General features: G+C 60.0%; 18 protein-coding genes. 9 read left to right on the top strand and 9 right to left on the bottom strand.

The features are described 5' to 3' along the window. Positions 1-81: 81 nt before the first annotated feature. The 4 genes from hflD to KW062_RS19385 all read right to left on the bottom strand — a co-directional run bounded on the left by hflD (position 82) and on the right by KW062_RS19385 (position 4,705). The gene (gene hflD / locus KW062_RS19400; RefSeq protein ID WP_027616018.1) at positions 82-705 is read right to left on the bottom strand and encodes a high frequency lysogenization protein HflD; all 624 of its coding nucleotides are present in this window, start codon (positions 703-705) and stop codon (positions 82-84) included. Beyond that, on the bottom strand, positions 702-1,835 hold the full coding sequence (gene mnmA / locus KW062_RS19395) for a tRNA 2-thiouridine(34) synthase MnmA (RefSeq protein ID WP_027616019.1): 1,134 nt from the start codon (positions 1,833-1,835) through the stop codon (positions 702-704). The genes hflD and mnmA overlap by 4 nt, the downstream gene beginning before the upstream one ends. Positions 1,836-1,894: 59 nt before the next feature. Continuing rightward, positions 1,895-2,341 carry an NUDIX hydrolase gene (locus KW062_RS19390; RefSeq protein ID WP_027616020.1) on the bottom strand — a complete coding sequence of 149 codons (447 nt, stop codon included), beginning with the start codon at positions 2,339-2,341 and terminating at the stop codon, positions 1,895-1,897. Positions 2,342-2,479: 138 nt separating this feature from the next. Next, entirely contained in the window at positions 2,480-4,705 is a 2,226-nt protein-coding gene (locus KW062_RS19385) for an NADP-dependent isocitrate dehydrogenase (protein WP_027616021.1), read from the bottom strand. A 491-nt stretch (positions 4,706-5,196) separates the two neighbouring features. Here KW062_RS19385 and icd point away from each other — a divergent pair, with 491 nt between their 5' ends. Next, the gene (gene icd, locus KW062_RS19380; protein ID WP_027616022.1) at positions 5,197-6,453 is read left to right on the top strand and encodes an NADP-dependent isocitrate dehydrogenase; all 1,257 of its coding nucleotides are present in this window, start codon (positions 5,197-5,199) and stop codon (positions 6,451-6,453) included. Positions 6,454-6,537: 84 nt separating this feature from the next. Here icd and cspD read toward each other — a convergent pair whose 3' ends face one another. Beyond that, positions 6,538-6,804: a cold shock domain-containing protein CspD gene (gene cspD / locus KW062_RS19375; protein ID WP_027616023.1), complete on the bottom strand. Its 267-nt coding sequence runs from the start codon at positions 6,802-6,804 to the stop codon at positions 6,538-6,540. Positions 6,805-7,030: 226 nt separating this feature from the next. On the opposite strand from cspD, the gene clpS reads away from it, so the two are divergent. Together clpS and clpA are read left to right on the top strand one after the other, a co-directional pair. Next, positions 7,031-7,393 (top strand): ATP-dependent Clp protease adapter ClpS, encoded by a 363-nt coding sequence (clpS, locus tag KW062_RS19370; protein WP_027616024.1) that lies wholly within the window; start codon positions 7,031-7,033, stop codon positions 7,391-7,393. A gap of 29 nt (positions 7,394-7,422) precedes the next feature. Continuing rightward, positions 7,423-9,693 carry an ATP-dependent Clp protease ATP-binding subunit ClpA gene (gene clpA / locus KW062_RS19365; protein WP_027616025.1) on the top strand — a complete coding sequence of 757 codons (2,271 nt, stop codon included), beginning with the start codon at positions 7,423-7,425 and terminating at the stop codon, positions 9,691-9,693. Positions 9,694-9,820: 127 nt separating this feature from the next. Here the strand turns inward: clpA and infA are convergent, their stop codons facing one another. The 4 genes from infA to trxB all read right to left on the bottom strand — a co-directional run bounded on the left by infA (position 9,821) and on the right by trxB (position 12,609). Then, positions 9,821-10,039 (bottom strand): translation initiation factor IF-1, encoded by a 219-nt coding sequence (gene infA, locus KW062_RS19360; protein WP_002553999.1) that lies wholly within the window; start codon positions 10,037-10,039, stop codon positions 9,821-9,823. Between the two features lie 112 nt (positions 10,040-10,151). Further along, positions 10,152-10,859 (bottom strand): arginyltransferase, encoded by a 708-nt coding sequence (locus tag KW062_RS19355; RefSeq protein ID WP_027616026.1) that lies wholly within the window; start codon positions 10,857-10,859, stop codon positions 10,152-10,154. A 58-nt stretch (positions 10,860-10,917) separates the two neighbouring features. Beyond that, entirely contained in the window at positions 10,918-11,598 is a 681-nt protein-coding gene (gene aat, locus KW062_RS19350) for a leucyl/phenylalanyl-tRNA--protein transferase (protein ID WP_105755247.1), read from the bottom strand. A 60-nt stretch (positions 11,599-11,658) separates the two neighbouring features. Further along, the gene (gene trxB / locus KW062_RS19345; RefSeq protein WP_027616028.1) at positions 11,659-12,609 is read right to left on the bottom strand and encodes a thioredoxin-disulfide reductase; all 951 of its coding nucleotides are present in this window, start codon (positions 12,607-12,609) and stop codon (positions 11,659-11,661) included. 307 nt (positions 12,610-12,916) lie between these two features. Here trxB and KW062_RS19340 point away from each other — a divergent pair, with 307 nt between their 5' ends. Genes KW062_RS19340 through cysG form a run of 6 tightly spaced genes read left to right on the top strand, consistent with a single transcriptional unit; the run spans position 12,917 to position 20,453 of the window. After that, positions 12,917-15,322, top strand: a complete 2,406-nt coding sequence (locus KW062_RS19340) for a DNA translocase FtsK (protein ID WP_033865872.1) — start codon at positions 12,917-12,919, stop codon at positions 15,320-15,322. Positions 15,323-15,380: 58 nt separating this feature from the next. After that, a complete protein-coding gene (gene lolA, locus KW062_RS19335; RefSeq protein WP_027616030.1) occupies positions 15,381-16,004 on the top strand; it encodes an outer membrane lipoprotein chaperone LolA in 624 nt (207 codons plus the stop codon). 60 nt (positions 16,005-16,064) lie between these two features. Beyond that, the gene (locus KW062_RS19330) at positions 16,065-17,390 is read left to right on the top strand and encodes a replication-associated recombination protein A (protein ID WP_105755248.1); all 1,326 of its coding nucleotides are present in this window, start codon (positions 16,065-16,067) and stop codon (positions 17,388-17,390) included. Next, positions 17,387-17,761 carry a fluoride efflux transporter CrcB gene (crcB, locus tag KW062_RS19325; RefSeq protein ID WP_027616032.1) on the top strand — a complete coding sequence of 125 codons (375 nt, stop codon included), beginning with the start codon at positions 17,387-17,389 and terminating at the stop codon, positions 17,759-17,761. Before KW062_RS19330 ends, crcB begins: the two co-directional genes overlap by 4 nt. A 16-nt stretch (positions 17,762-17,777) precedes the next feature. Further along, the gene (serS, locus tag KW062_RS19320) at positions 17,778-19,058 is read left to right on the top strand and encodes a serine--tRNA ligase (RefSeq protein ID WP_105755249.1); all 1,281 of its coding nucleotides are present in this window, start codon (positions 17,778-17,780) and stop codon (positions 19,056-19,058) included. Further along, positions 19,059-20,453: a siroheme synthase CysG gene (cysG, locus tag KW062_RS19315; protein WP_027616034.1), complete on the top strand. Its 1,395-nt coding sequence runs from the start codon at positions 19,059-19,061 to the stop codon at positions 20,451-20,453. The last annotated feature ends 108 nt before the right edge of the window (positions 20,454-20,561 follow it).

Below are 20,561 nucleotides of genomic sequence, written 5' to 3'. Positions count from 1 at the left end.
ATACATGAAAAAATTCGCCGGTCCGTCGCCAACTGACCGGCGTATTACGCGTAGTGCAAAGTTCGGTGTGCTTGATGCGAGTTACTCGTTACGCATCAATGGGTAAAGCTCTTTGAGCAATTTGCGTCGGCTGATTACCAACTGCCAGCGATGGCCGCCCAGTTGTCGCCACAGGCGTGCGGAGCGGATGCCGGCCAGGAGCAGGGCGCGAATTTTCGACGCATTGCTCGGCTGTTGCAGATTGCGCATGTCGCCGTGGACCTGAATCCGTTGGCGCAAGGTGCTCAAGGTGTCCTGGTACAGCGCGCCACAGGCGGCGACCACGTTTTCGTGGGCCGGGCCGAAGTGTTCGACCTGGGATTGAATCTGCGGCAGGCGCTTACCGATGATCTCCAGCAGGTCCTCGCGCTTGGCCAGTTGACGTTCCAGGCCGAGCATCGACAGGGCGTAGCGCAGCGGTTCGCGCTGCAGGGTGCTGGGATCGCGCTCGAGGGCGCCGATCAGTGCGCGATAGCCTTCGCGCAGGTTGATGTCGTCGCCACCGTAGACCTCCAGGGTGTCTTTGGGGTCGCGGATCAGCAAGCTACCGAGCATACAGGTCAGGCCCGCTTCGCTGACCTGGCCGGTCTTGGCGATCTTGTCCACCAGCACCGCAGCAAGAAACACGCCGCCGAGCGCCGTCAGTTGCTCCTGGGTCGGGCTCATGGACGTGAGTCCTTGCTGTGCCAGGGTTCGGCCACTTCGATGACGCCGCCGCCGAGGCAGATTTCGCCGTCGTAGAACACCACCGACTGGCCCGGGGTGACTGCGCGCTGCGGATCGTCGAAGGTGGCGCGATAGCCGCTCGCAGTTTTTTCCAGGGTGCAGGCTTGGTCGCCCTGGCGATAGCGGACTTTAGCGGTCAGGCGGCGTGGCTGGCTCAAGTCGATCGGGTTGACCCAATAGATATCGGAGGCGAGCAGGGCGCGGGAGAACAGGTACGGGTGATCATTGCCTTGGCCAACGATCAGCTCGTTGTGCTCAAGGTCCTTGATCAATACGTACCACGGCTCATCACTGGCGTCTTTCAGGCCGCCGATGCCCAGGCCCTGGCGCTGGCCGATGGTGTGGTACATCAGGCCATGGTGGCGGCCGATCACTTCACCTTCGGTGGTCTTGATCTCGCCTGGCTGAGCCGGCAGGTATTGCTTGAGGAAGTCGCTGAAACGACGTTCGCCGATGAAGCAGATACCGGTGGAGTCTTTCTTCTTGGCCGTCGCCAGCTCGTATTTTTCGGCAATTGCACGAACTTGCGGTTTTTCCAGCTCGCCGACCGGGAACAGGGTCTTGGCGATCTGCTCACCGCCGACGGCGTGGAGGAAGTAGCTCTGGTCCTTGTTCGGGTCCAGGCCCTTGAGCAGTTCGGTGCGGCCATCGATGTCGCGGCGGCGCACGTAGTGACCGGTGGCAATCAGGTCGGCGCCAAGCATCATGGCGTAGTCGAGGAACGCCTTGAACTTGATCTCGCGGTTGCACAGGATGTCCGGGTTCGGCGTGCGACCGGCCTTGTACTCGGCCAGGAAGTGCTCGAACACGTTGTCCCAGTACTCGGCGGCGAAGTTGGCGGTGTGCAGCTTGATGCCGATCTTGTCGCACACGGCCTGGGCGTCGGCCAGGTCATCCATGGCGGTGCAATACTCGGTGCCGTCGTCCTCTTCCCAGTTCTTCATGAACAGGCCTTCCACCTGATAACCCTGCTCGATCAGCAGAAGGGCGGAAACGGAAGAGTCCACGCCGCCGGACATGCCGACAATGACGCGCTTCGATTGGGTGTCAGAAGGAGCTGAATCACGCATGGGAATTAAATGAGTGTCTTGAAAAAGGACGCGATTCTAACAGGCTGGCGCCCGCAAGGCTAAAGAGAAGGACGGATCAGTTCGAGACTGAAGCAATTGCCGGCCAGATAATCATCGATGCAGCGGATGATCAGCTCGCTGCGCCAGTCATCACGCCGGGCCAGCAACTCGTCACGAGTCAGCCAGACCGCGCCGACGATGCCGTCATCGAGTTGATAATCGGGGTGATGGCGCAATGCCTTGGCGGTGAAGCAGACCCGCTGGTAGGTCACGCCGTTGCTTGGCGCCGTGTATAAGTAGAGGCCGGTGACGCCGGTGGCCTCGACGTCCCAACCGGTTTCTTCGAGGGTTTCGCGGATGGCGGCTTCGATCAGGGTCTCATGCGGGTCCAGGTGCCCGGCCGGCTGGTTAAGCACCACGCGCCCGTGCTTGAGTTCTTCGACCATCAGGAAGCGGCCGCTGTCTTCGACGATGGTGGCGACGGTGATGTGGGGTTGCCAATCCATAAACGTTCCTCGGATTTTTGCTGTGAACCCCTGGAGCTGGCAAGCCAGCTCCAGGGGGGGGGGCGGCAGATCGTTATGTGAAATCCAAAAACACGAACCCCGGCACATGGCCGGGGTTCGTGATGTTCCCTTACAACCTTACACCAGCGCAGCAATCGCCGCGTTGAGGGTGGTGCTTGGGCGCATGGCTTTGCTGATCAGCTCGGCATTGGCGTGGTAGTAACCGCCGATGTCTACTGGCTTGCCCTGGACGGCGTTGAGTTCGGCAACGATGGTCGCCTCGTTCTCGGTCAGGGTCTTGGCCAGTTGGCTGAACTGCGCCTGCAGAGCTGCGTCTTCGGTCTGGGCGGCCAGGGCTTGAGCCCAGTACAGCGCCAGATAGAAGTGGCTGCCGCGGTTGTCGATGTTGCCGACTTTACGCGATGGCGACTTGTTGTTGTCGAGGAACTGGCCGGTGGCCTGGTCCAGGGTCTTGGCCAGTACCAGCGCCTTCGGGTTGTTGTAGTTGACGCCCAGGTGCTCAAGCGAGGCGGCCAGCGCCAGGAATTCGCCCAGGGAGTCCCAACGCAGGAAGTTTTCTTCCAGCAATTGCTGAACGTGCTTCGGCGCCGAACCGCCAGCGCCGGTTTCGAACAGACCGCCGCCATTCATCAGCGGCACGATCGACAGCATCTTGGCGCTGGTGCCCAGTTCCATGATCGGGAACAGGTCAGTCAGGTAGTCACGCAGCACGTTGCCGGTCACCGAGATGGTGTCCTTGCCTTCGCGGGTGCGTGCCAGGGTGAAGTTCATGGCGTCGACTGGCGACATGATCTGGATGTCCAGGCCAGCGGTGTCGTGATCCTTCAGGTAAGCCTGAACTTTCTCGATCACTACGCCGTCGTGGGCGCGCATTGGGTCCAGCCAGAAGATCGCCGGAGTGCTGCTGGCGCGAGCGCGGTTGACGGCCAGCTTGACCCAATCCTGGATCGGCGCGTCTTTGGTCTGGCACATGCGGAAGATGTCGCCGGCTTCGACCGCTTGCTCCAGCAAGGTGCGGCCGTTGCTGTCGGTCACGCGGACCACGCCATCAGTCTTGATCTGGAAGGTCTTGTCGTGGGAGCCGTACTCTTCGGCTTTCTTCGCCATCAGGCCAACGTTTGGCACGCTGCCCATGGTGGTTGGGTCGAAGGCGCCGTGTTGCTTGCAGTCTTCGATCACCGCCTGGTAGATGGTGGCGTAGCAGCGATCCGGGATCACGGCCTTGGTGTCGTGCAGTTGGCCGTCGGTGCCCCACATTTTGCCGGAGTCACGGATCATGGCTGGCATCGATGCGTCGACAATCACGTCGCTTGGCACGTGCAGGTTGGTGATGCCTTTGTCGGAGTTGACCATCGCCAGGGCAGGGCGTACAGCGTACACCGCCTGGATGTCAGCTTCGATGGCAGCTTGTTGCTCAGCCGGCAGGGCCTTGATGCGCGCGTACAGGTCGCCGATACCGTTGTTCAGGTTGAAGCCGATCTGCGCCAGCACGTCAGCGTGCTTGGCCAGGGCTTCTTGATAGAACTCGGCAACGATCTGGCCGAACATGATCGGGTCGGAGACCTTCATCATGGTGGCTTTCAGGTGAACCGACAGCAGAACGCCCTTGGCCTTGGCGTCTTCGATCTCGGCGGCAATGAAGCTGCGCAGAGCGTTCTTGCTCATCACGGCGCAATCGAGGATCTCACCGGCTTGTACGGTGGTTTTTGCCTTCAGGACGGTGGCGGTGCCGTCTTGAGCGATCAGTTCGATTTTCACGGCGTCAGCGGCGTCGATCAGGGCAGCCTTTTCGCTGCCGTAGAAATCGCCGGTGCTCATGTGAGCCACGTGAGACTTGGAGTCCTTGGCCCAGGCGCCCATTTTGTGCGGGTGCTTGCGCGCGTAGTTTTTCACCGACAGCGGAGCGCGGCGGTCGGAGTTGCCTTCACGCAGTACCGGGTTTACGGCGCTGCCCTTGACCTTGTCGTAACGGGCCTTGGCGTCCTTGTCGGCGTCGCTGGTCGGATTTTCCGGGTAGTCCGGCAGTGCATAGCCCTGGGCTTGCAGTTCTTTGATCGCGGCCTGCAGTTGCGGAACCGAAGCGCTGATGTTCGGCAACTTGATGATGTTGGCTTCAGGCGTAACAGCCAGGGCGCCCAGTTCGGCGAGGTGGTCGGCTACGGCTTTGTCACCCAGTTGCTCGGGGAAGCTGGCCAGGATACGCCCTGCGAGTGAGATATCGCGGGTTTCCACGGCGATATCGGCCGAAGCGGTAAAGGCTTCGACGATTGGCAGCAGGGAATAGGTGGCGAGGGCTGGGGCTTCGTCGGTGAAGGTGTAGATGATCTTCGAGCGGGTGGGCATATTCGGATTAACTCTCTTCTTTGCTAGAGCGTACGCAGAAACTCGAGGGGCGCCGGGTAAGCGCGTTCGTTAAAAAGTCGTCCTTGAGCCGAATGTCGAGATTTCTTCGCGGTGATGTTGGGTGCATCAGTCGAGCGTCAAGCGGGTGGGCTGCGGTAACAACCCGGCTTTTCGGGCCAAACGCGTTATCTTGGGGCGTTTGGCCGTCGTGACTCTGTGGTCAGCGGCGGCATTATACATAGGTAGCTAGCAAAACGCCGGTGGTTCATACGCCACCTGTCTCGTCCATTGGTCTAAAGGTCGCACCCGGGGTGCTGCGCAGGGTCGCTTGATGTGCTTGATTTTGGCGGTTTTCCCTTTGCTTTCAGGCTTGTAGGCCGCTAACCGTGCAGCTTTGCCATCATCTGGGTAGAACATGAGGTTCCCGTGCAGATTCAACTGGGGTACGCTCGAACGCAGCCAGATGTTCAATCCACACAACGGAGTTCAGCATGGGATACAAGAAGATTCAGGTTCCAGCAGTCGGCGACAAAATCACCGTCAATGCAGACCATTCTCTCAATGTTCCTAACAACCCGATCATCCCTTTCATTGAAGGCGATGGTATTGGCGTTGATATCAGCCCGGTCATGATCAAGGTTGTCGATGCTGCTGTGAAAAAGGCTTACGGCGGCGACCGCAAGATTTCCTGGATGGAAGTTTACGCCGGGGAAAAAGCGACTCAGGTTTACGATCAGGACACCTGGCTGCCTCAGGAGACCCTGGACGCAGTCAAGGATTACGTGGTTTCCATCAAGGGCCCGCTGACCACGCCGGTCGGTGGCGGTATCCGTTCCCTCAACGTGGCACTGCGCCAACAACTCGATCTGTATGTGTGCCTGCGTCCTGTTCGCTGGTTCGAAGGCGTGCCGAGCCCGGTCAAGAAGCCCGGTGATGTCGACATGACTATCTTCCGTGAGAACTCCGAGGACATCTACGCCGGCATCGAGTGGAAAGCCGGTTCGCCGGAAGCCACCAAGGTCATCAAGTTCCTTAAAGAAGAAATGGGTGTGACCAAGATCCGTTTCGACGAAAACTGCGGCATCGGCGTCAAGCCGGTATCCCTGGAAGGCACCAAGCGTCTGGCGCGCAAGGCCCTGCAGTATGTGGTCGACAATGACCGCGACTCGCTGACCATCGTCCACAAGGGCAACATCATGAAGTTCACCGAAGGTGCCTTCAAGGAATGGGCCTATGAAGTGGCGGCCGAGGAATTCGGCGCGACCCTGCTCGACGGCGGTCCGTGGATGCAGTTCAAGAACCCGAAAACCGGCAAGAACGTCATCGTCAAGGATGCCATCGCCGATGCCATGCTCCAGCAGATCCTGTTGCGCCCGGCGGAATACGATGTCATCGCCACCCTCAACTTGAACGGCGACTACCTGTCCGACGCCCTGGCGGCGGAAGTGGGTGGTATCGGTATTGCGCCAGGTGCGAACCTGTCCGACACCGTGGCCATGTTCGAAGCAACCCACGGTACCGCGCCGAAGTATGCCGGCAAGGACCAGGTCAACCCGGGCTCGCTGATTCTCTCTGCTGAAATGATGCTGCGTCACATGGGCTGGACCGAAGCTGCCGACCTGATCATCAAGGGCACCAACGGCGCAATCTCGGCCAAGACCGTGACCTATGACTTCGAACGTTTGATGGACGGCGCCAAGCTGCTGTCTTCCTCGGCGTTTGGCGATGCCCTGATCTCGCACATGTGAGCTGAGCGGCAATGACAAAAAGCCGGCTGACTCAAGTGATTGAGTCAGCCGGCTTTTTTATGGCTGTTCGCTATGCAATTTGATTCAGGCGGTAACGGTCTGCGCCTGCTCGCTGGTTTCGCGGGTAGTGATGTCAATGGCGGCGTTGATGTCGACTGCGTGCAAGCCCTTGGGGCCCTGAATAATACTGAAGCTCACGGATTGCCCGGCCTTCAGGGTCTTGTAGCCGTCCATCTTGATCGCCGAGTAATGGGCAAACAGGTCATCCGTTTTGCCATCCTCATTGACGAATCCGTAACCCTTGGCATTGTTGAACCACTTGACCTTGCCATTGACCTTGTCGCCTGACATACCCAACTCCCTCTGCAACAGACTCCATCACTGGAGTATCATCCAGTTAATCCTCGTCAAATCCTGTAAATAAGGTTTGACGGCGTGGATCTTTTTTACCCACTGTGGGCTCTATTGGTTGTAACACTGTTTTGCCGATAGTCAAGGCGACCGGATAGCCAGAGTTGAAAAGCTCTACGGCCGCCCCCACCACTGTATTCAGCTCAACTGACGAACCTTTCTTTCCATGCATGCAATCAGCCAGATTCGACTAACATTCAATCAGGATCGCCCGGATTCGCACGAGGACGATTCCGCGGGCATTGCGGTACAGGAAGCGAAGCCTGCCTTACAGGCGCCGCCCATGTACAAGGTGGTTTTGTTCAATGATGACTACACACCGATGGATTTCGTCGTCGAAGTGCTCGAGGTGTTTTTTAACCTGAATCGTGAGCTGGCGACCAAGGTAATGCTGGCCGTTCATACAGAGGGACGGGCAGTGTGCGGATTGTTTACCCGGGACATCGCCGAGACCAAGGCCATGCAGGTCAACCAGTACGCCAGGGAAAGCCAGCATCCGCTACTCTGTGAAATCGAGAAGGACGGTTAACGCCGACCACTTGGGTATGAGGTGAAGCTATGTTAAACCGCGAGCTCGAAGTCACCCTCAATCTCGCCTTCAAGGAGGCGCGTTCGAAACGTCATGAGTTCATGACCGTCGAACACCTCCTGTTGGCCCTATTGGATAATGAGGCAGCCGCTACCGTTTTGCGTGCCTGTGGCGCAAACCTCGACAAACTCAAGCACGACCTGCAGGAGTTCATCGACTCCACCACGCCACTGATTCCTGTGCATGACGAGGATCGTGAAACCCAGCCAACCCTGGGCTTCCAGCGTGTACTGCAACGTGCTGTCTTCCATGTACAGAGCTCGGGCAAACGCGAAGTGACTGGCGCCAACGTGCTGGTCGCGATCTTCAGTGAGCAAGAGAGTCAGGCGGTGTTCCTGCTTAAACAGCAGAGTGTTGCCCGCATCGACGTGGTCAACTACATCGCCCACGGCATTTCCAAAGTGCCGGGTCATGGTGATCACTCCGAAGGCGAACAGGACATGCAGGACGAAGAGGGCGGCGAGTCCTCTTCTTCAAGCAATCCGCTGGACGCCTACGCCAGTAACCTTAACGAATTGGCACGCCAGGGGCGTATCGATCCGCTGGTCGGGCGTGAAATGGAAGTTGAGCGTGTCGCGCAGATCCTCGCGCGCCGGCGCAAAAACAACCCGTTGCTGGTGGGTGAGGCGGGCGTGGGTAAAACCGCGATTGCCGAAGGCCTGGCCAAACGCATCGTCGACAATCAGGTGCCTGATCTGTTGGCCAACAGCGTGGTCTATTCCCTCGACCTGGGTGCCTTGCTGGCCGGTACCAAATACCGTGGCGATTTCGAGAAGCGCTTCAAGGCGTTGCTCGGCGAGCTGAAAAAACGTCCTCAGGCCATTCTGTTCATCGACGAAATCCACACCATTATTGGTGCGGGTGCTGCGTCCGGTGGCGTCATGGATGCCTCGAACCTGCTCAAGCCACTGCTGTCATCCGGTGATATTCGTTGCATCGGTTCCACCACCTTCCAGGAATTCCGCGGGATTTTCGAGAAAGACCGTGCCCTGGCGCGACGCTTCCAGAAAGTCGATGTATCGGAGCCTTCGGTGGAAGACACCATTGGTATCCTGCGCGGCCTGAAGGGGCGTTTCGAGCTTCATCACAATATCGAATACAGTGATGAAGCCTTGCGCGCCGCTGCGGAACTGGCGTCGCGATACATCAATGACCGGCATATGCCAGACAAGGCCATCGATGTCATCGACGAGGCGGGTGCGTACCAGCGCCTGCAACCGGTCGAGAGTCGGGTCAAGCGCATCGAAGTGCCTCAGGTGGAAGACATCGTCGCGAAAATCGCGCGAATTCCTCCGAAACACGTCACCAGTTCCGACAAAGAGCTGCTGCGTAACCTGGAGCGTGACCTGAAGTTGACTGTGTTTGGTCAGGACGCGGCGATCGATTCGCTGTCGACCGCCATCAAATTGTCTCGTGCCGGCCTCAAGTCGCCTGATAAACCTGTCGGTTCGTTCCTGTTTGCCGGGCCTACGGGTGTCGGTAAAACCGAAGCGGCTCGCCAGCTGGCCAAGGCCATGGGGATCGAACTGGTTCGCTTCGACATGTCCGAGTACATGGAGCGCCACACTGTTTCGCGTCTGATCGGTGCCCCTCCGGGCTACGTCGGGTTCGATCAGGGCGGTCTGCTGACCGAAGCGATCACCAAGCAACCCCATTGCGTGCTGTTGCTCGATGAAATCGAGAAGGCGCATCCGGAAGTCTTCAACCTGCTGCTGCAGGTCATGGACCACGGTACGCTCACCGATAACAACGGGCGCAAGGCGGATTTCCGCAATGTGATTGTGATCATGACCACCAACGCCGGTGCCGAAACGGCAGCCCGTGCGTCGATTGGTTTCAGTCATCAGGATCACTCATCCGATGCGATGGAAGTGATCAAGAAGAGCTTCACGCCGGAATTCCGTAACCGTCTGGACACCATTATTCAGTTTGGTCGCCTCAGTCATGAGGTCATTAAGTCCGTGGTGGACAAGTTCCTTACCGAACTGCAGGCGCAACTGGAAGACAAGCGGGTACAGCTGGAAGTTACCGATGCGGCCCGCAGTTGGCTGGCAGCGGGTGGTTACGACTCGGCGATGGGGGCTCGACCCATGGCACGCCTGATCCAGGACAAGATCAAGCGTCCACTGGCGGAGGAGATTCTGTTTGGCGAACTGGCCGACCATGGCGGTGTAGTGCACATCGACATCAAGGACGGCGAGCTGACCTTCGACTTCGAGACCACGGCGGAAATGGCCTGAGTTGGTCGCAACACAACAAAAAGGCGTCTTCGGACGCCTTTTTGCTGCCCATTGAACTCTGGAGCGAATCCCAAATCCCGCGCATACAAAAACGCCCGGCAGAGCCGGGCGTCTTGTATTGACTTGATTAGCGAGCGCGGTAGGTGATGCGCCCTTTGCTCAAGTCATAGGGCGTCAGTTCGACGCGCACTTTGTCACCGGTAAGAATACGAATGTAGTTCTTGCGCATCTTGCCGGAAATATGTGCGGTTACGACGTGCCCATTTTCCAACTCCACGCGAAACATGGTGTTGGGCAGGGTGTCGACGACAGTGCCTTCCATTTCGAAGCTGTCTTCTTTCGACATGCAGTAAAGCCCTCGGTGTCCAATGAATGGCCCGGTGCAACTGCGCCAGGCAAAAGCGGCGTGCATTGTGCCCGAAAAAGGGGGGTCAAGCCAAGAGCTTTAGGGGAAGACCTTAATTCAGAACCACCCAGCGCTGATTAATCAGCAGTTCGATAGGGCGATATTGGGTCTTGTAGTTCATTTTTTTGCAGTTCTTGATCCAGTAACCCAGGTACACCGCATCCAGGCCCAGGCGCCGGGCTTCGCCGATCTGCCAGAGGATGGCGTAGCGCCCCAGGCTGCGGCGTTCTTCGTCGGGTTCATAGAAGGTGTAGACCGCCGACAAGCCATTGGGCAGCAGATCGGTCACGGCGATCGCCAGCAGGCGACCTTCGAGGCGGAACTCGTAGAAGCGGGAAAAAGGCAAGTCGCGGACCAGGAAGGTGGAAAACTGGTCACGGCTGGGCGGATACATGTCGCCATCGGCATGGCGTTGTTCGATGTAGCGCTGGTAAAGGTCGAAGTATTCTTCGCTGAACCCCGGTTTTGCCGGGCGCACCTGCAAGTCGGCATTACGCTTGAAGATCCGCTTCTGTTGGCGATTGGGGCTGAACTGCAGCGCGGGAATACGTGCCGGAACGCAGGCATTGCAGTTCTGGCAGTGGGGGCGGTAGAGATGATCGCCGCTTCGCCGAAAACCCATCTCGGACAGGTCTGCATAGACATGCACATCCATCGGCTGGCTAGGGTCGAGGAACAGGGTGGTCGCCTGTTCATCCGGCAGATAGCTGCAAGAGTGGGGCTGAGTGGCATAAAACTTGAGACGCGCCAACTCGGTCATGAGTCAACCCTCGGGAGAAGCCGTTCAATTAAGTGTAAGCCACGGGCGCAAAAGTCGCCTAGCAAACCCATGTCGCGCCGTTGGGTTGATCGAGATGGCGGGCCAGATACCCGGCAAAGTCGCGGCGCGGGATCGAGCGAGCGCCCAGGCTGTGCAAATGCTCGGTAGGCATCTGGCAGTCGATCAGCACAAAACCGGCCTCCTTGAGATGCTGGACCAGCGTGGCAAAGCCGACCTTGGAGGCATTGTCGGCGCGGCTGAACATCGACTCGCCAAAAAACAGCTGCCCCATGGCCAGCCCGTATAGGCCGCCGACCAGGGCTCCGTGCTCCCAGACTTCCACTGAGTGTGCGTGGCCTTGGCGATGTAACTGCAGGTAGGCATCTTGCATGGCGCCGGTGATCCAGGTGCCGTCGGCGTAATCGCGCGGCGCAGCGCAGGCGCTGATGACTGCGGCAAAGTCGCGGTCGAACGTCACCTGATAGCGTTGCTGGCGCAGCAGTTTGCCGAGGCTGCGCGATACATGCAGTTCTTCGGGAAACAGCACGGTGCGCGGGTCGGGTGACCACCAGAGGATCGGCTGGCCTTCATTGAACCACGGGAAGCAGCCATGGCGATAAGCCTGCACCAGGCGCTCGGCAGACAGGTCGCCACCGGCGGCGAGCAGGCCGTTGGGCTCGCGCATGGCTTTTTCCAGCGGCGGGAATTCCAGGGAGTTGCGTTGTAGCCAAGTCAGCATGGTCTTTCGCTTACAGTGGGGGAGGGCGGCGGCAGCGTCGAGCTGCCGCGAAAGCCTGGCTCAGTTGTCGTCGAGGTATTTTTCAGCGTCCAGCGCCGCCATGCAACCCGCACCGGCAGAAGTGACCGCCTGGCGATACACATGGTCGGCGACATCGCCGGCGGCAAATACTCCTGCGATGGCGGTGGCTGTCGCATTGCCCTCGCTGCCACCCTGAACGCGCAAGTAGCCATCATGCATCGGCAGTTGTCCAGCGAACAGATCGGTATTGGGTTTGTGTCCGATGGCGATGAACACCCCGGCCAAGGGCAGGTCCTGGGTCGCACCGCTGTGGCTGTCGCGCAGGCGAGCACCGGTCACGCCGCTGGCGTCACCCAGCACCTCGTCCAGGTGCTGGTTCCAGTGCAGGCGGATATTGCCGTTGGCGGCTTTGTCGAAGAGTTTGTCCTGAAGGATTTTCTCCGCGCGCAGTTTGTCTCGGCGGTGAATCAGGTGAACTTCCTTGGCGATGTTGGACAGGTACAGTGCTTCTTCGACAGCGGTATTGCCGCCGCCAATCACCGCGACCACCTGGTTGCGATAGAAAAAGCCGTCGCAGGTTGCGCAGGCCGAGACCCCCTTGCCGGCAAAGGCTTCTTCCGAGGGCAGGCCCAGGTACTGCGCGGAGGCGCCGGTGGCAATGATCAGCGCGTCGCAGGTGTAGGTGCCGCTGTCGCCGATGAGTTCGAACGGGCGCTGCTGCAACTTGGCGGTGTGGATGTGGTCGTAAACGATCTGCGTGTCAAAGCGTTCGGCGTGTTTTTGCATGCGCTCCATGAGGACGGGGCCGGTAAGGCCTTCAACGTCCCCCGGCCAGTTGTCCACTTCAACCGTGGTGGTCAGCTGACCGCCGGCCTGCAAACCGGTGATGACCACCGGTTTCAGGTTGGCGCGGGCGGCATACACGGCAGCGCTGTAGCCGGCCGGGCCGGAGCCGAGAATAATCAGGCGGGAATGCTTCACTTCGCTCATAAAAACACCTCATAAGCCTTTGTCACGAAAGACAATGCATGCTCAAATTGAACGGCATGCCCGTTACGTTTGGCTATGCTGTAGACCAGGGTTTGAAGCATGGCGTTGAATGCACAAACCCGTACAATGCAAGGTTGTAACAATGCTTTTCATCAAAAACCCGTGCGTGACGTGTTTATAGAAACCGCGACGCAGTGTTAAAAGTAGTCCCTGTTGCGCCTGTGCACTTTTTTACCTGCCTGGATTGGGCAGTTTTTCATCGTCATTCAACAGATGGACGCGCCTCTGGCGCAGGAAAAGAAGCGTTTTGAAGAAATCCACCGCAGCACCTAAAACAGTCGTTCCGCTCTGGCGTCAACATCTGCACTACCGACTCAAGGAAGGTGCATTGATCGCCATCGGTGCCTTGTGCCTGTTCCTGATGATGGCCTTGCTCACGTATGGCAAGGACGATCCGGGCTGGAGTCATAACAGCAAGATTGATGACGTGCAGAATTTCGGCGGCCCGGCGGGCTCCTACAGCGCCGATATTCTGTTCATGGTGCTGGGCTATTTCGCCTACATCTTCCCGCTGCTGCTGGCGATCAAGACCTGGCAGATCTTCCGTCAGCGCCACGAGCCGTGGGAGTGGAGCGGCTGGCTGTTCTCCTGGCGTCTGATCGGCCTGGTGTTCCTGGTGCTGTCGGGCGCGGCCCTGGCCCATATCCATTTTCATGCACCCACCGGCTTGCCGGCCGGTGCCGGCGGTGCGCTGGGCGAAAGCCTGGGCGATCTGGCGAAGAATGCTCTGAATATTCAGGGCAGCACCCTGATGTTCATTGCCTTGTTCCTGTTCGGCCTGACCGTCTTTACCGACCTGTCGTGGTTCAAGGTCATGGACCTGACCGGCAAGATCACCCTCGACCTGCTGGAGCTGTTCCAGGGCGTAGCCAATCGCTGGTGGGCTGCGCGCACCGAACGCAAGCAACTGGTTGCGCAATTGCGCGAAGTGGATGAGCGGGTCAATGAAGTTGTGGCCCCCACCGTCACCGATAAGCGTGAGCAGGCCAAGGTCAAGGAGCGCCTGATCGAGCGTGAGCAGGCCCTGAGCAAGCACATGTCGGAGCGCGAAAAACAGGTGCCGCCGGTGATCGCGCCGGCCCCGCCCAAGCCGGCGGCGCCGAGCAAACGTGTGGAAAAAGAGAAGCAGGCACCGTTGTTCGTCGACAGCGCCGTGGAAGGTACCTTGCCACCGATCTCGATTCTCGACCCGGCGGAAAAGAAACAGCTCAACTATTCGCCTGAGTCGCTGGCGGCGGTCGGCCACTTGCTGGAAATCAAGCTCAAGGAATTCGGGGTTGAGGTCGCAGTGGATTCGATCCACCCTGGCCCGGTGATCACCCGTTACGAGATTCAACCGGCTGCCGGGGTCAAGGTCAGTCGTATTGCCAACTTGGCCAAAGACCTCGCGCGTTCGCTGGCGGTGACCAGTGTGCGGGTGGTGGAAGTGATCCCGGGCAAGACCACCGTGGGTATCGAGATTCCCAACGAAGACCGGCAGATCGTGCGCTTCTCCGAAGTGCTGTCGACGCCGGAGTTCGACAACTTCAAGTCGCCGGTCACCCTGGCCCTGGGCCATGACATCGGCGGCAAGCCAATCATCACCGACTTGGCGAAGATGCCGCACTTGCTGGTGGCCGGTACTACGGGTTCCGGTAAGTCGGTGGGGGTCAACGCGATGATCCTGTCGATCCTGTTCAAGTCTGGCCCGGAAGACGCCAAATTGATCATGATCGACCCGAAGATGCTCGAACTGTCGATCTACGAAGGCATTCCACACTTGCTGTGTCCGGTGGTGACCGACATGAAGGACGCCGCCAACGCCCTGCGCTGGAGCGTGGCCGAGATGGAGCGGCGCTATAAATTGATGGCGAAGATGGGCGTGCGTAACCTGTCGGGCTTCAACCAGAAAGTGCGCGAGGCCCAGGAAGCCGGTACGCCGCTGTCTGACCCGCTGTACAACCGAGAAAGCATCCACGACGAAGCGCCGCTGTTGACCAAGTTGCCAACTATCGTGGTGGTGGTCGACGAATTTGCCGACATGATGATGATCGTCGGCAAGAAGGTTGAAGAGCTGATCGCACGGATCGCGCAGAAGGCCCGTGCTGCTGGTATCCACTTGATCCTTGCAACTCAGCGGCCGTCGGTGGATGTGATTACCGGCCTGATCAAGGCCAACATCCCGACTCGGATGGCGTTCCAGGTATCGAGCAAAATCGACTCGCGAACCATCATCGACCAGGGCGGCGCCGAACAGCTGTTGGGCCACGGTGACATGCTCTACATGCCGCCTGGCACCAGCCTGCCAATCCGCGTGCACGGCGCATTCGTTTCCGACGATGAAGTGCACCGGGTGGTGGAAGCCTGGAAGCTGCGTGGCGCACCGGAATATAACGACGACATCCTCAACGGCGTCGAAGAGGCTGGCAGCGGCTTCGAAAACGGCGGCGGTGGCGGTGAGGAAGACGCGGAAACCGACGCGCTCTACGATGAAGCCGTACAATTTGTGCTGGAAAGTCGCCGGGCTTCCATTTCGGCGGTCCAGCGCAAGCTGAAGATTGGTTACAACCGCGCGGCGCGCATGATCGAGGCCATGGAAATGGCCGGAGTCGTGACCTCCATGAACACCAACGGCTCGCGTGAAGTCCTGGCCCCAAGCCCGGCACGCGACTGATCCGCACCGCGTGAAGACACGCGGTGCGTCATTCAAATGAATCTCTATGAGGACTCCCATGCGTCTAATCCGCATGTTGCTGTTGCCGGTATTGGCGTTGACCACGCTTTCGGCCCACGCCGATGACAAGGATGTGGCGCGTCTGACTCAGTTGCTGGAAAAATCCCAGACCCTGAGCGCACGTTTTTCCCAGCTGACCCTTGATGGCAGCGGCACCCAGTTGCAGGAAACCCAGGGCCAGATGTCGCTGCAGCGCCCGGGCCTGTTCTACTGGCACACCGATGCGCCACAGGAACAGCTGATGGTCTCCGACGGCAAGAAGGTCACCCTGTGGGACCCGGACCTGGAACAGGTGACGATCAAGACCCTCGACCAGCGCCTGACTCAGACTCCGGCGCTGCTGTTGTCCGGTGACGTGTCGAAAATCAGCCAGAGCTTCGACATCAGTGCCAAGGAAGCTGGCGGGGTAATCGACTTCACCCTCAAGCCGAAAACCAAGGACACTCTGTTCGATAACCTGCGCCTGTCGTTCCGCAATGGGCTGGTCAATGACATGCAGTTGATCGACAGCGTGGGTCAGCGCACCAATATCCTGTTCACTGGGGTCAAGGCCAACGAGTCGATCCCGGCTTCGAAGTTCAAGTTCGACATCCCCAAGGGTGCCGATGTCATTCAGGAATAAAGCACAGGGGTTGTTTTTTGACCCGCTGTATCGCGCCCCAATGAGGTTGCAAACCTAGTGATGGACCTGTTTCGCAGTGCCCCGATCGCCCAGCCCCTGGCCGCCCGTTTGCGCGCGACTAATCTGGACGAGTACGTCGGTCAGGAGCACCTGCTGGCGCGTGGCAAACCCTTGCGCGAGGCGCTGGAGCAGGGCGCCTTGCATTCGATGATCTTCTGGGGCCCGCCCGGGGTAGGCAAAACCACCCTGGCGCGGTTGCTCGCGGAAGTCTCGGATGCGCACTTCGAGACGGTTTCGGCGGTCCTGGCCGGGGTCAAGGAAATCCGCCAGGCGGTGGAAGTGGCGAAGCAGCAGGCCGGTCAATACGGCCGCCGGACCATCCTGTTCGTCGACGAAGTGCACCGCTTCAACAAGTCGCAGCAGGATGCGTTCCTGCCCTACGTGGAAGACGGCACGCTGATTTTCATCGGCGCGACCACGGAAAACCCTTCCTTCGAATTGAACAACGCCTTGCTCTCCCGAGCACGGGTCTACGTCCTCAAAAGCCTCGATGAAGCGGCGCTGAACAAGCTGGTGCAACGCGCCCTCACTGAGGAGCGCGGCCTCGGCAAGCGCCAGTTGAGCCTCAGCGATGAAGGCTTCCAGATGTTGTTGTCAGCGGCCGACGGCGATGGCCGGCGCCTGCTGAACCTGCTGGAGAACGCTTCGGACCTGGCCGAGGACAACAACGAAATTGGCATCGAGCTACTGCAGAGCCTGTTGGGTGATACGCGGCGGCGTTTCGACAAGGGTGGCGAGGCGTTCTACGACCAGATTTCCGCACTGCACAAGTCGGTGCGCGGCTCCAACCCGGATGGCGCGCTGTACTGGTTTGCGCGCATGCTCGACGGCGGCTGCGACCCGCTGTACCTGGCCCGGCGCGTGGTGCGCATGGCCAGTGAAGACATCGGCAACGCCGACCCGCGTGCCCTGAGCCTGTGCCTGGCGGCCTGGGATGTGCAGGAACGCCTGGGCAGTCCGGAAGGTGAGTTGGCGGTGGCCCAGGCGATTACCTACTTGGCCTGTGCGCCAAAAAGCAACGCGGTGTACATGGGCTTCAAGGCCGCCATGCGCAGCGCCGCCGAGCACGGTTCGCTGGAAGTGCCGCTGCACCTGCGCAATGCCCCGACCAAACTGATGAAGCAACTGGGCTACGGCGATGAATACCGCTACGCCCATGACGAGCCGGATGCCTATGCCGCCGGCGAAGACTATTTCCCCGAGGCGCTGGAGCCGCAGCCCTTCTACCGTCCGGTGCCGCGCGGCCTGGAATTGAAGATCGGCGAGAAGCTCAATCATCTGGCACAGCTCGACCGGTTAAGCCCCAGGCAACGGAGGAAACCGTGATTCCCTTGATCCTTGCTGTCTCCGCTGGAGGCATCGCCGGCACCCTGTTGCGTTTCGCCACCGGCAACTGGATCAACGCCAATTGGCCGCGGCACTTCTATACCGCGACGCTGGCCGTTAATATCGTGGGCTGTCTGCTGATCGGCATATTGTACGGCCTGTTTTTATTGCGCCCGGAGGTACCCATCGAGGTACGTGCCGGGTTGATGGTTGGCTTTTTAGGCGGCCTGACGACTTTTTCATCCTTTTCACTGGATACGGTGCGCCTGCTGGAAAGCGGGCAAGTGCCGCTGGCCCTGGGCTATGCGGCGATTTCCGTATTCGGCGGGCTGCTCGCGACGTGGGCTGGCCTGTCCCTGACCAAACTTTGATAAACGAGAGACCGACATGCTCGATTCCAAACTGTTACGTAGCAACCTCCAGGACGTAGCGGACCGCCTGGCATCCCGTGGCTTTGTGCTGGATGTTGCGCGCATCGAAGCGCTGGAAGAACAGCGCAAGACCGTCCAGACCCGCACCGAAGCACTGCAGGCTGAACGCAACTCGCGCTCCAAATCCATCGGTCAGGCCAAGGCGCGTGGCGAAGACATCGCGCCGTTGATGGCAGACGTCGAGCGCATGGCCAATGAGCTGAGCGCCGGCAAAGTCGAGCTGGACGCGATTCAGACCGAACTGGATTCGATCCTGCTGGGCCTGCCCAACCTGCCCCACGAATCGGTGCCGCTGGGCGCTGACGAAGAGGGCAACGTCGAAGTGCGCCGCTGGGGCACGCCGACCACCTTCGATTTCGAGGTCAAGGACCACGTCGCCCTCGGCGAGAAGTTCGGCTGGCTGGACTTCGAAACTGCAGCCAAGCTGTCCGGCGCACGTTTCGCCCTGCTGCGCGGCCCGATCGCCCGCCTGCACCGCGCCTTGGCGCAGTTCATGATCAACCTGCACACCAGCGAACACGGCTACGAAGAGGCCTACACCCCGTACCTGGTACAAGCGCCGGCCCTACAGGGCACCGGGCAGCTACCGAAGTTCGAGGAAGACCTGTTCAAGATCGCCCGCGAAGGTGAAGCCGACCTGTACCTGATCCCGACTGCCGAAGTGTCGCTGACCAACATCGTCGCCGGCGAAATCGTCGATGCGAAATTGCTGCCGATCAAGTTCGTCGCCCACACTCCATGCTTCCGCAGCGAAGCGGGTGCTTCGGGTCGTGACACTCGCGGGATGATTCGCCAGCACCAGTTCGACAAGGTCGAGATGGTGCAGATCGTCGAGCCGTCGACGTCCATGGAAGCGCTGGAAGGCCTGACCGCCAATGCCGAGAAAGTCCTGCAACTGCTCGAGCTGCCTTACCGCACCCTGGCGCTGTGCACCGGCGACATGGGCTTCAGCGCGGTCAAGACCTATGACCTGGAAGTGTGGATCCCGAGCCAGGACAAGTACCGCGAGATTTCCTCGTGCTCCAACTGCGGTGACTTCCAGGCCCGCCGCATGCAGGCTCGCTTCCGTAACCCGGAAACCGGCAAGCCTGAGCTGGTGCACACCCTGAACGGTTCTGGCCTGGCGGTCGGTCGTACCCTGGTGGCGGTGCTGGAAAACTACCAGCAGGTCGACGGTTCGATCCGTGTGCCTGAAGTACTTAAGCCGTACATGGGCGGCCTTGAGGTCATCGGCTAAATGGAATTTCTGCCGCTGTTTCACAACCTGCGCGGGCGCCAGGTGCTGGTGGTCGGTGGTGGCGAGATTGCCTTGCGCAAATCTCGCCTGCTGGCCGATGCCGGCGCGCTGTTGCGGGTGGTTGCACCCGAGATCGAAAGCCAGTTGCGTGAACTGGTGCAAGGCAGTGGCGGCGAACTGGTGGTGCGTGGATACCAGGAGTCGGACCTCGACGGTTGCGGGCTGATCATTGCCGCCACCGACGACGAGTCGCTGAACGCCCGGGTTTCCGAGGATGCTCATCGGCGTTGCGTGCCGGTCAATGTGGTGGACGCGCCGGCCCTTTGCAGCGTGATCTTCCCGGCGATTGTCGACCGTTCACCGCTGGTGATCGCGGTCTCCAGTGGCGGCGATGCGCCGGTGCTGGCACGGCTGATCCGGGCCAAGCTGGAAACCTGGATTCCCTCGACTTATGGCCAATTGGCCGGCCTGGCGGCGCGCTTTCGCCATCAGGTCAAGGGCTTGTTTCCGGACGTCCAGCAACGCCGGGCGTTCTGGGAAGACGTGTTCCAGGGACCGATTGCCGATCGGCAACTGGCCGGGCAGGGCGCTGAGGCCGAGCGTTTGCTGCAGGCCAAGATCGCCGGCGAAGCCACGCCGGCGACCGGTGAGGTGTATCTGGTCGGTGCCGGGCCGGGCGATCCGGACTTGCTGACCTTCCGTGCCTTGCGCCTGATGCAGCAAGCGGACGTGGTGCTCTACGACCGCTTGGTCGCCCCGGCGATTCTCGAATTGTGCCGGCGCGATGCCGAGCGTGTGTATGTCGGCAAGCGACGCGCCGATCACGCGGTCCCGCAGGACCAGATCAACCAGCACCTGGTTGACCTGGCCAAGCAGGGCAAGCGGGTGGTGCGGCTCAAGGGGGGCGATCCGTTCATCTTTGGCCGTGGCGGTGAAGAGATCGAAGAGCTGGCGGCCAACGGCATTCCGTTTCAGGTGGTGCCGGGCATTACCGCCGCCAGCGGCTGCGCGGCCTATGCCGGGATTCCCCTGACCCATCGCGACTACGCGCAGTCGGTACGCTTTGTCACCGGACACCTGAAGGACGGGACCTCGGACCTGCCATGGAGCGACCTGGTCGCCCCCGCGCAAACCCTGGTGTTCTACATGGGCCTGGTGGGTTTGCCGATCATCTGCGAGCAGTTGATCGGCCATGGCCGCTCGGCGGACACCCCGGCGGCGCTGATTCAGCAGGGCACCACCGCCAACCAGCGGGTGTTCACCGGCACTCTGGGCAATCTGCCAGAGCTGGTGGCGGAGCATGAAGTGCATGCACCGACCCTGGTGATCGTCGGCGAAGTGGTCCAGCTGCGTGAGAAGCTGGCCTGGTTCGAAGGGGCGCAGGCGAAAGTCTGAGGACCGCGTCGTATTCATCGTCGGAACGCCGCCCGGAGCCGGCTCGCTCCCACATTGGCTTTGTGTCGTTCACAAATCCCTTGTGGGAGCGGGCTTGCCCGCGATGAG

Source organism: Pseudomonas fluorescens, from assembly GCF_019212185.1.
Lineage (GTDB): Bacteria > Pseudomonadota > Gammaproteobacteria > Pseudomonadales > Pseudomonadaceae > Aquipseudomonas.
The sequence above is the reverse complement of the archived record's forward strand: the minus strand, read 5'-3'. Positions and strand labels throughout refer to the sequence as shown.

Excerpts from the sequence above, each read along its gene's own strand:
- icd (WP_027616022.1), top strand. The coding sequence starts at position 5,197 with ATGGGATACAAGAAGATTCAGGTTCCAGCAGTCGGCGACAAAATCACC.
- KW062_RS19390 (WP_027616020.1), bottom strand. The coding sequence starts at position 2,341 with ATGGATTGGCAACCCCACATCACCGTCGCCACCATCGTCGAAGACAGC.
- infA (WP_002553999.1), bottom strand. The coding sequence starts at position 10,039 with ATGTCGAAAGAAGACAGCTTCGAAATGGAAGGCACTGTCGTCGACACC.
- mnmA (WP_027616019.1), bottom strand. The coding sequence starts at position 1,835 with ATGCGTGATTCAGCTCCTTCTGACACCCAATCGAAGCGCGTCATTGTC.
- cspD (WP_027616023.1), bottom strand. The coding sequence starts at position 6,804 with ATGTCAGGCGACAAGGTCAATGGCAAGGTCAAGTGGTTCAACAATGCC.
- trxB (WP_027616028.1), bottom strand. The coding sequence starts at position 12,609 with ATGAGCGAAGTGAAGCATTCCCGCCTGATTATTCTCGGCTCCGGCCCG.
- serS (WP_105755249.1), top strand. The coding sequence starts at position 17,778 with ATGCTCGATTCCAAACTGTTACGTAGCAACCTCCAGGACGTAGCGGAC.
- cysG (WP_027616034.1), top strand. The coding sequence starts at position 19,059 with ATGGAATTTCTGCCGCTGTTTCACAACCTGCGCGGGCGCCAGGTGCTG.
- clpA (WP_027616025.1), top strand. The coding sequence starts at position 7,423 with ATGTTAAACCGCGAGCTCGAAGTCACCCTCAATCTCGCCTTCAAGGAG.
- clpS (WP_027616024.1), top strand. The coding sequence starts at position 7,031 with ATGCATGCAATCAGCCAGATTCGACTAACATTCAATCAGGATCGCCCG.
- KW062_RS19355 (WP_027616026.1), bottom strand. The coding sequence starts at position 10,859 with ATGACCGAGTTGGCGCGTCTCAAGTTTTATGCCACTCAGCCCCACTCT.
- KW062_RS19385 (WP_027616021.1), bottom strand. The coding sequence starts at position 4,705 with ATGCCCACCCGCTCGAAGATCATCTACACCTTCACCGACGAAGCCCCA.
- aat (WP_105755247.1), bottom strand. The coding sequence starts at position 11,598 with ATGCTGACTTGGCTACAACGCAACTCCCTGGAATTCCCGCCGCTGGAA.
- KW062_RS19330 (WP_105755248.1), top strand. The coding sequence starts at position 16,065 with ATGGACCTGTTTCGCAGTGCCCCGATCGCCCAGCCCCTGGCCGCCCGT.
- lolA (WP_027616030.1), top strand. The coding sequence starts at position 15,381 with ATGCGTCTAATCCGCATGTTGCTGTTGCCGGTATTGGCGTTGACCACG.
- hflD (WP_027616018.1), bottom strand. The coding sequence starts at position 705 with ATGAGCCCGACCCAGGAGCAACTGACGGCGCTCGGCGGCGTGTTTCTT.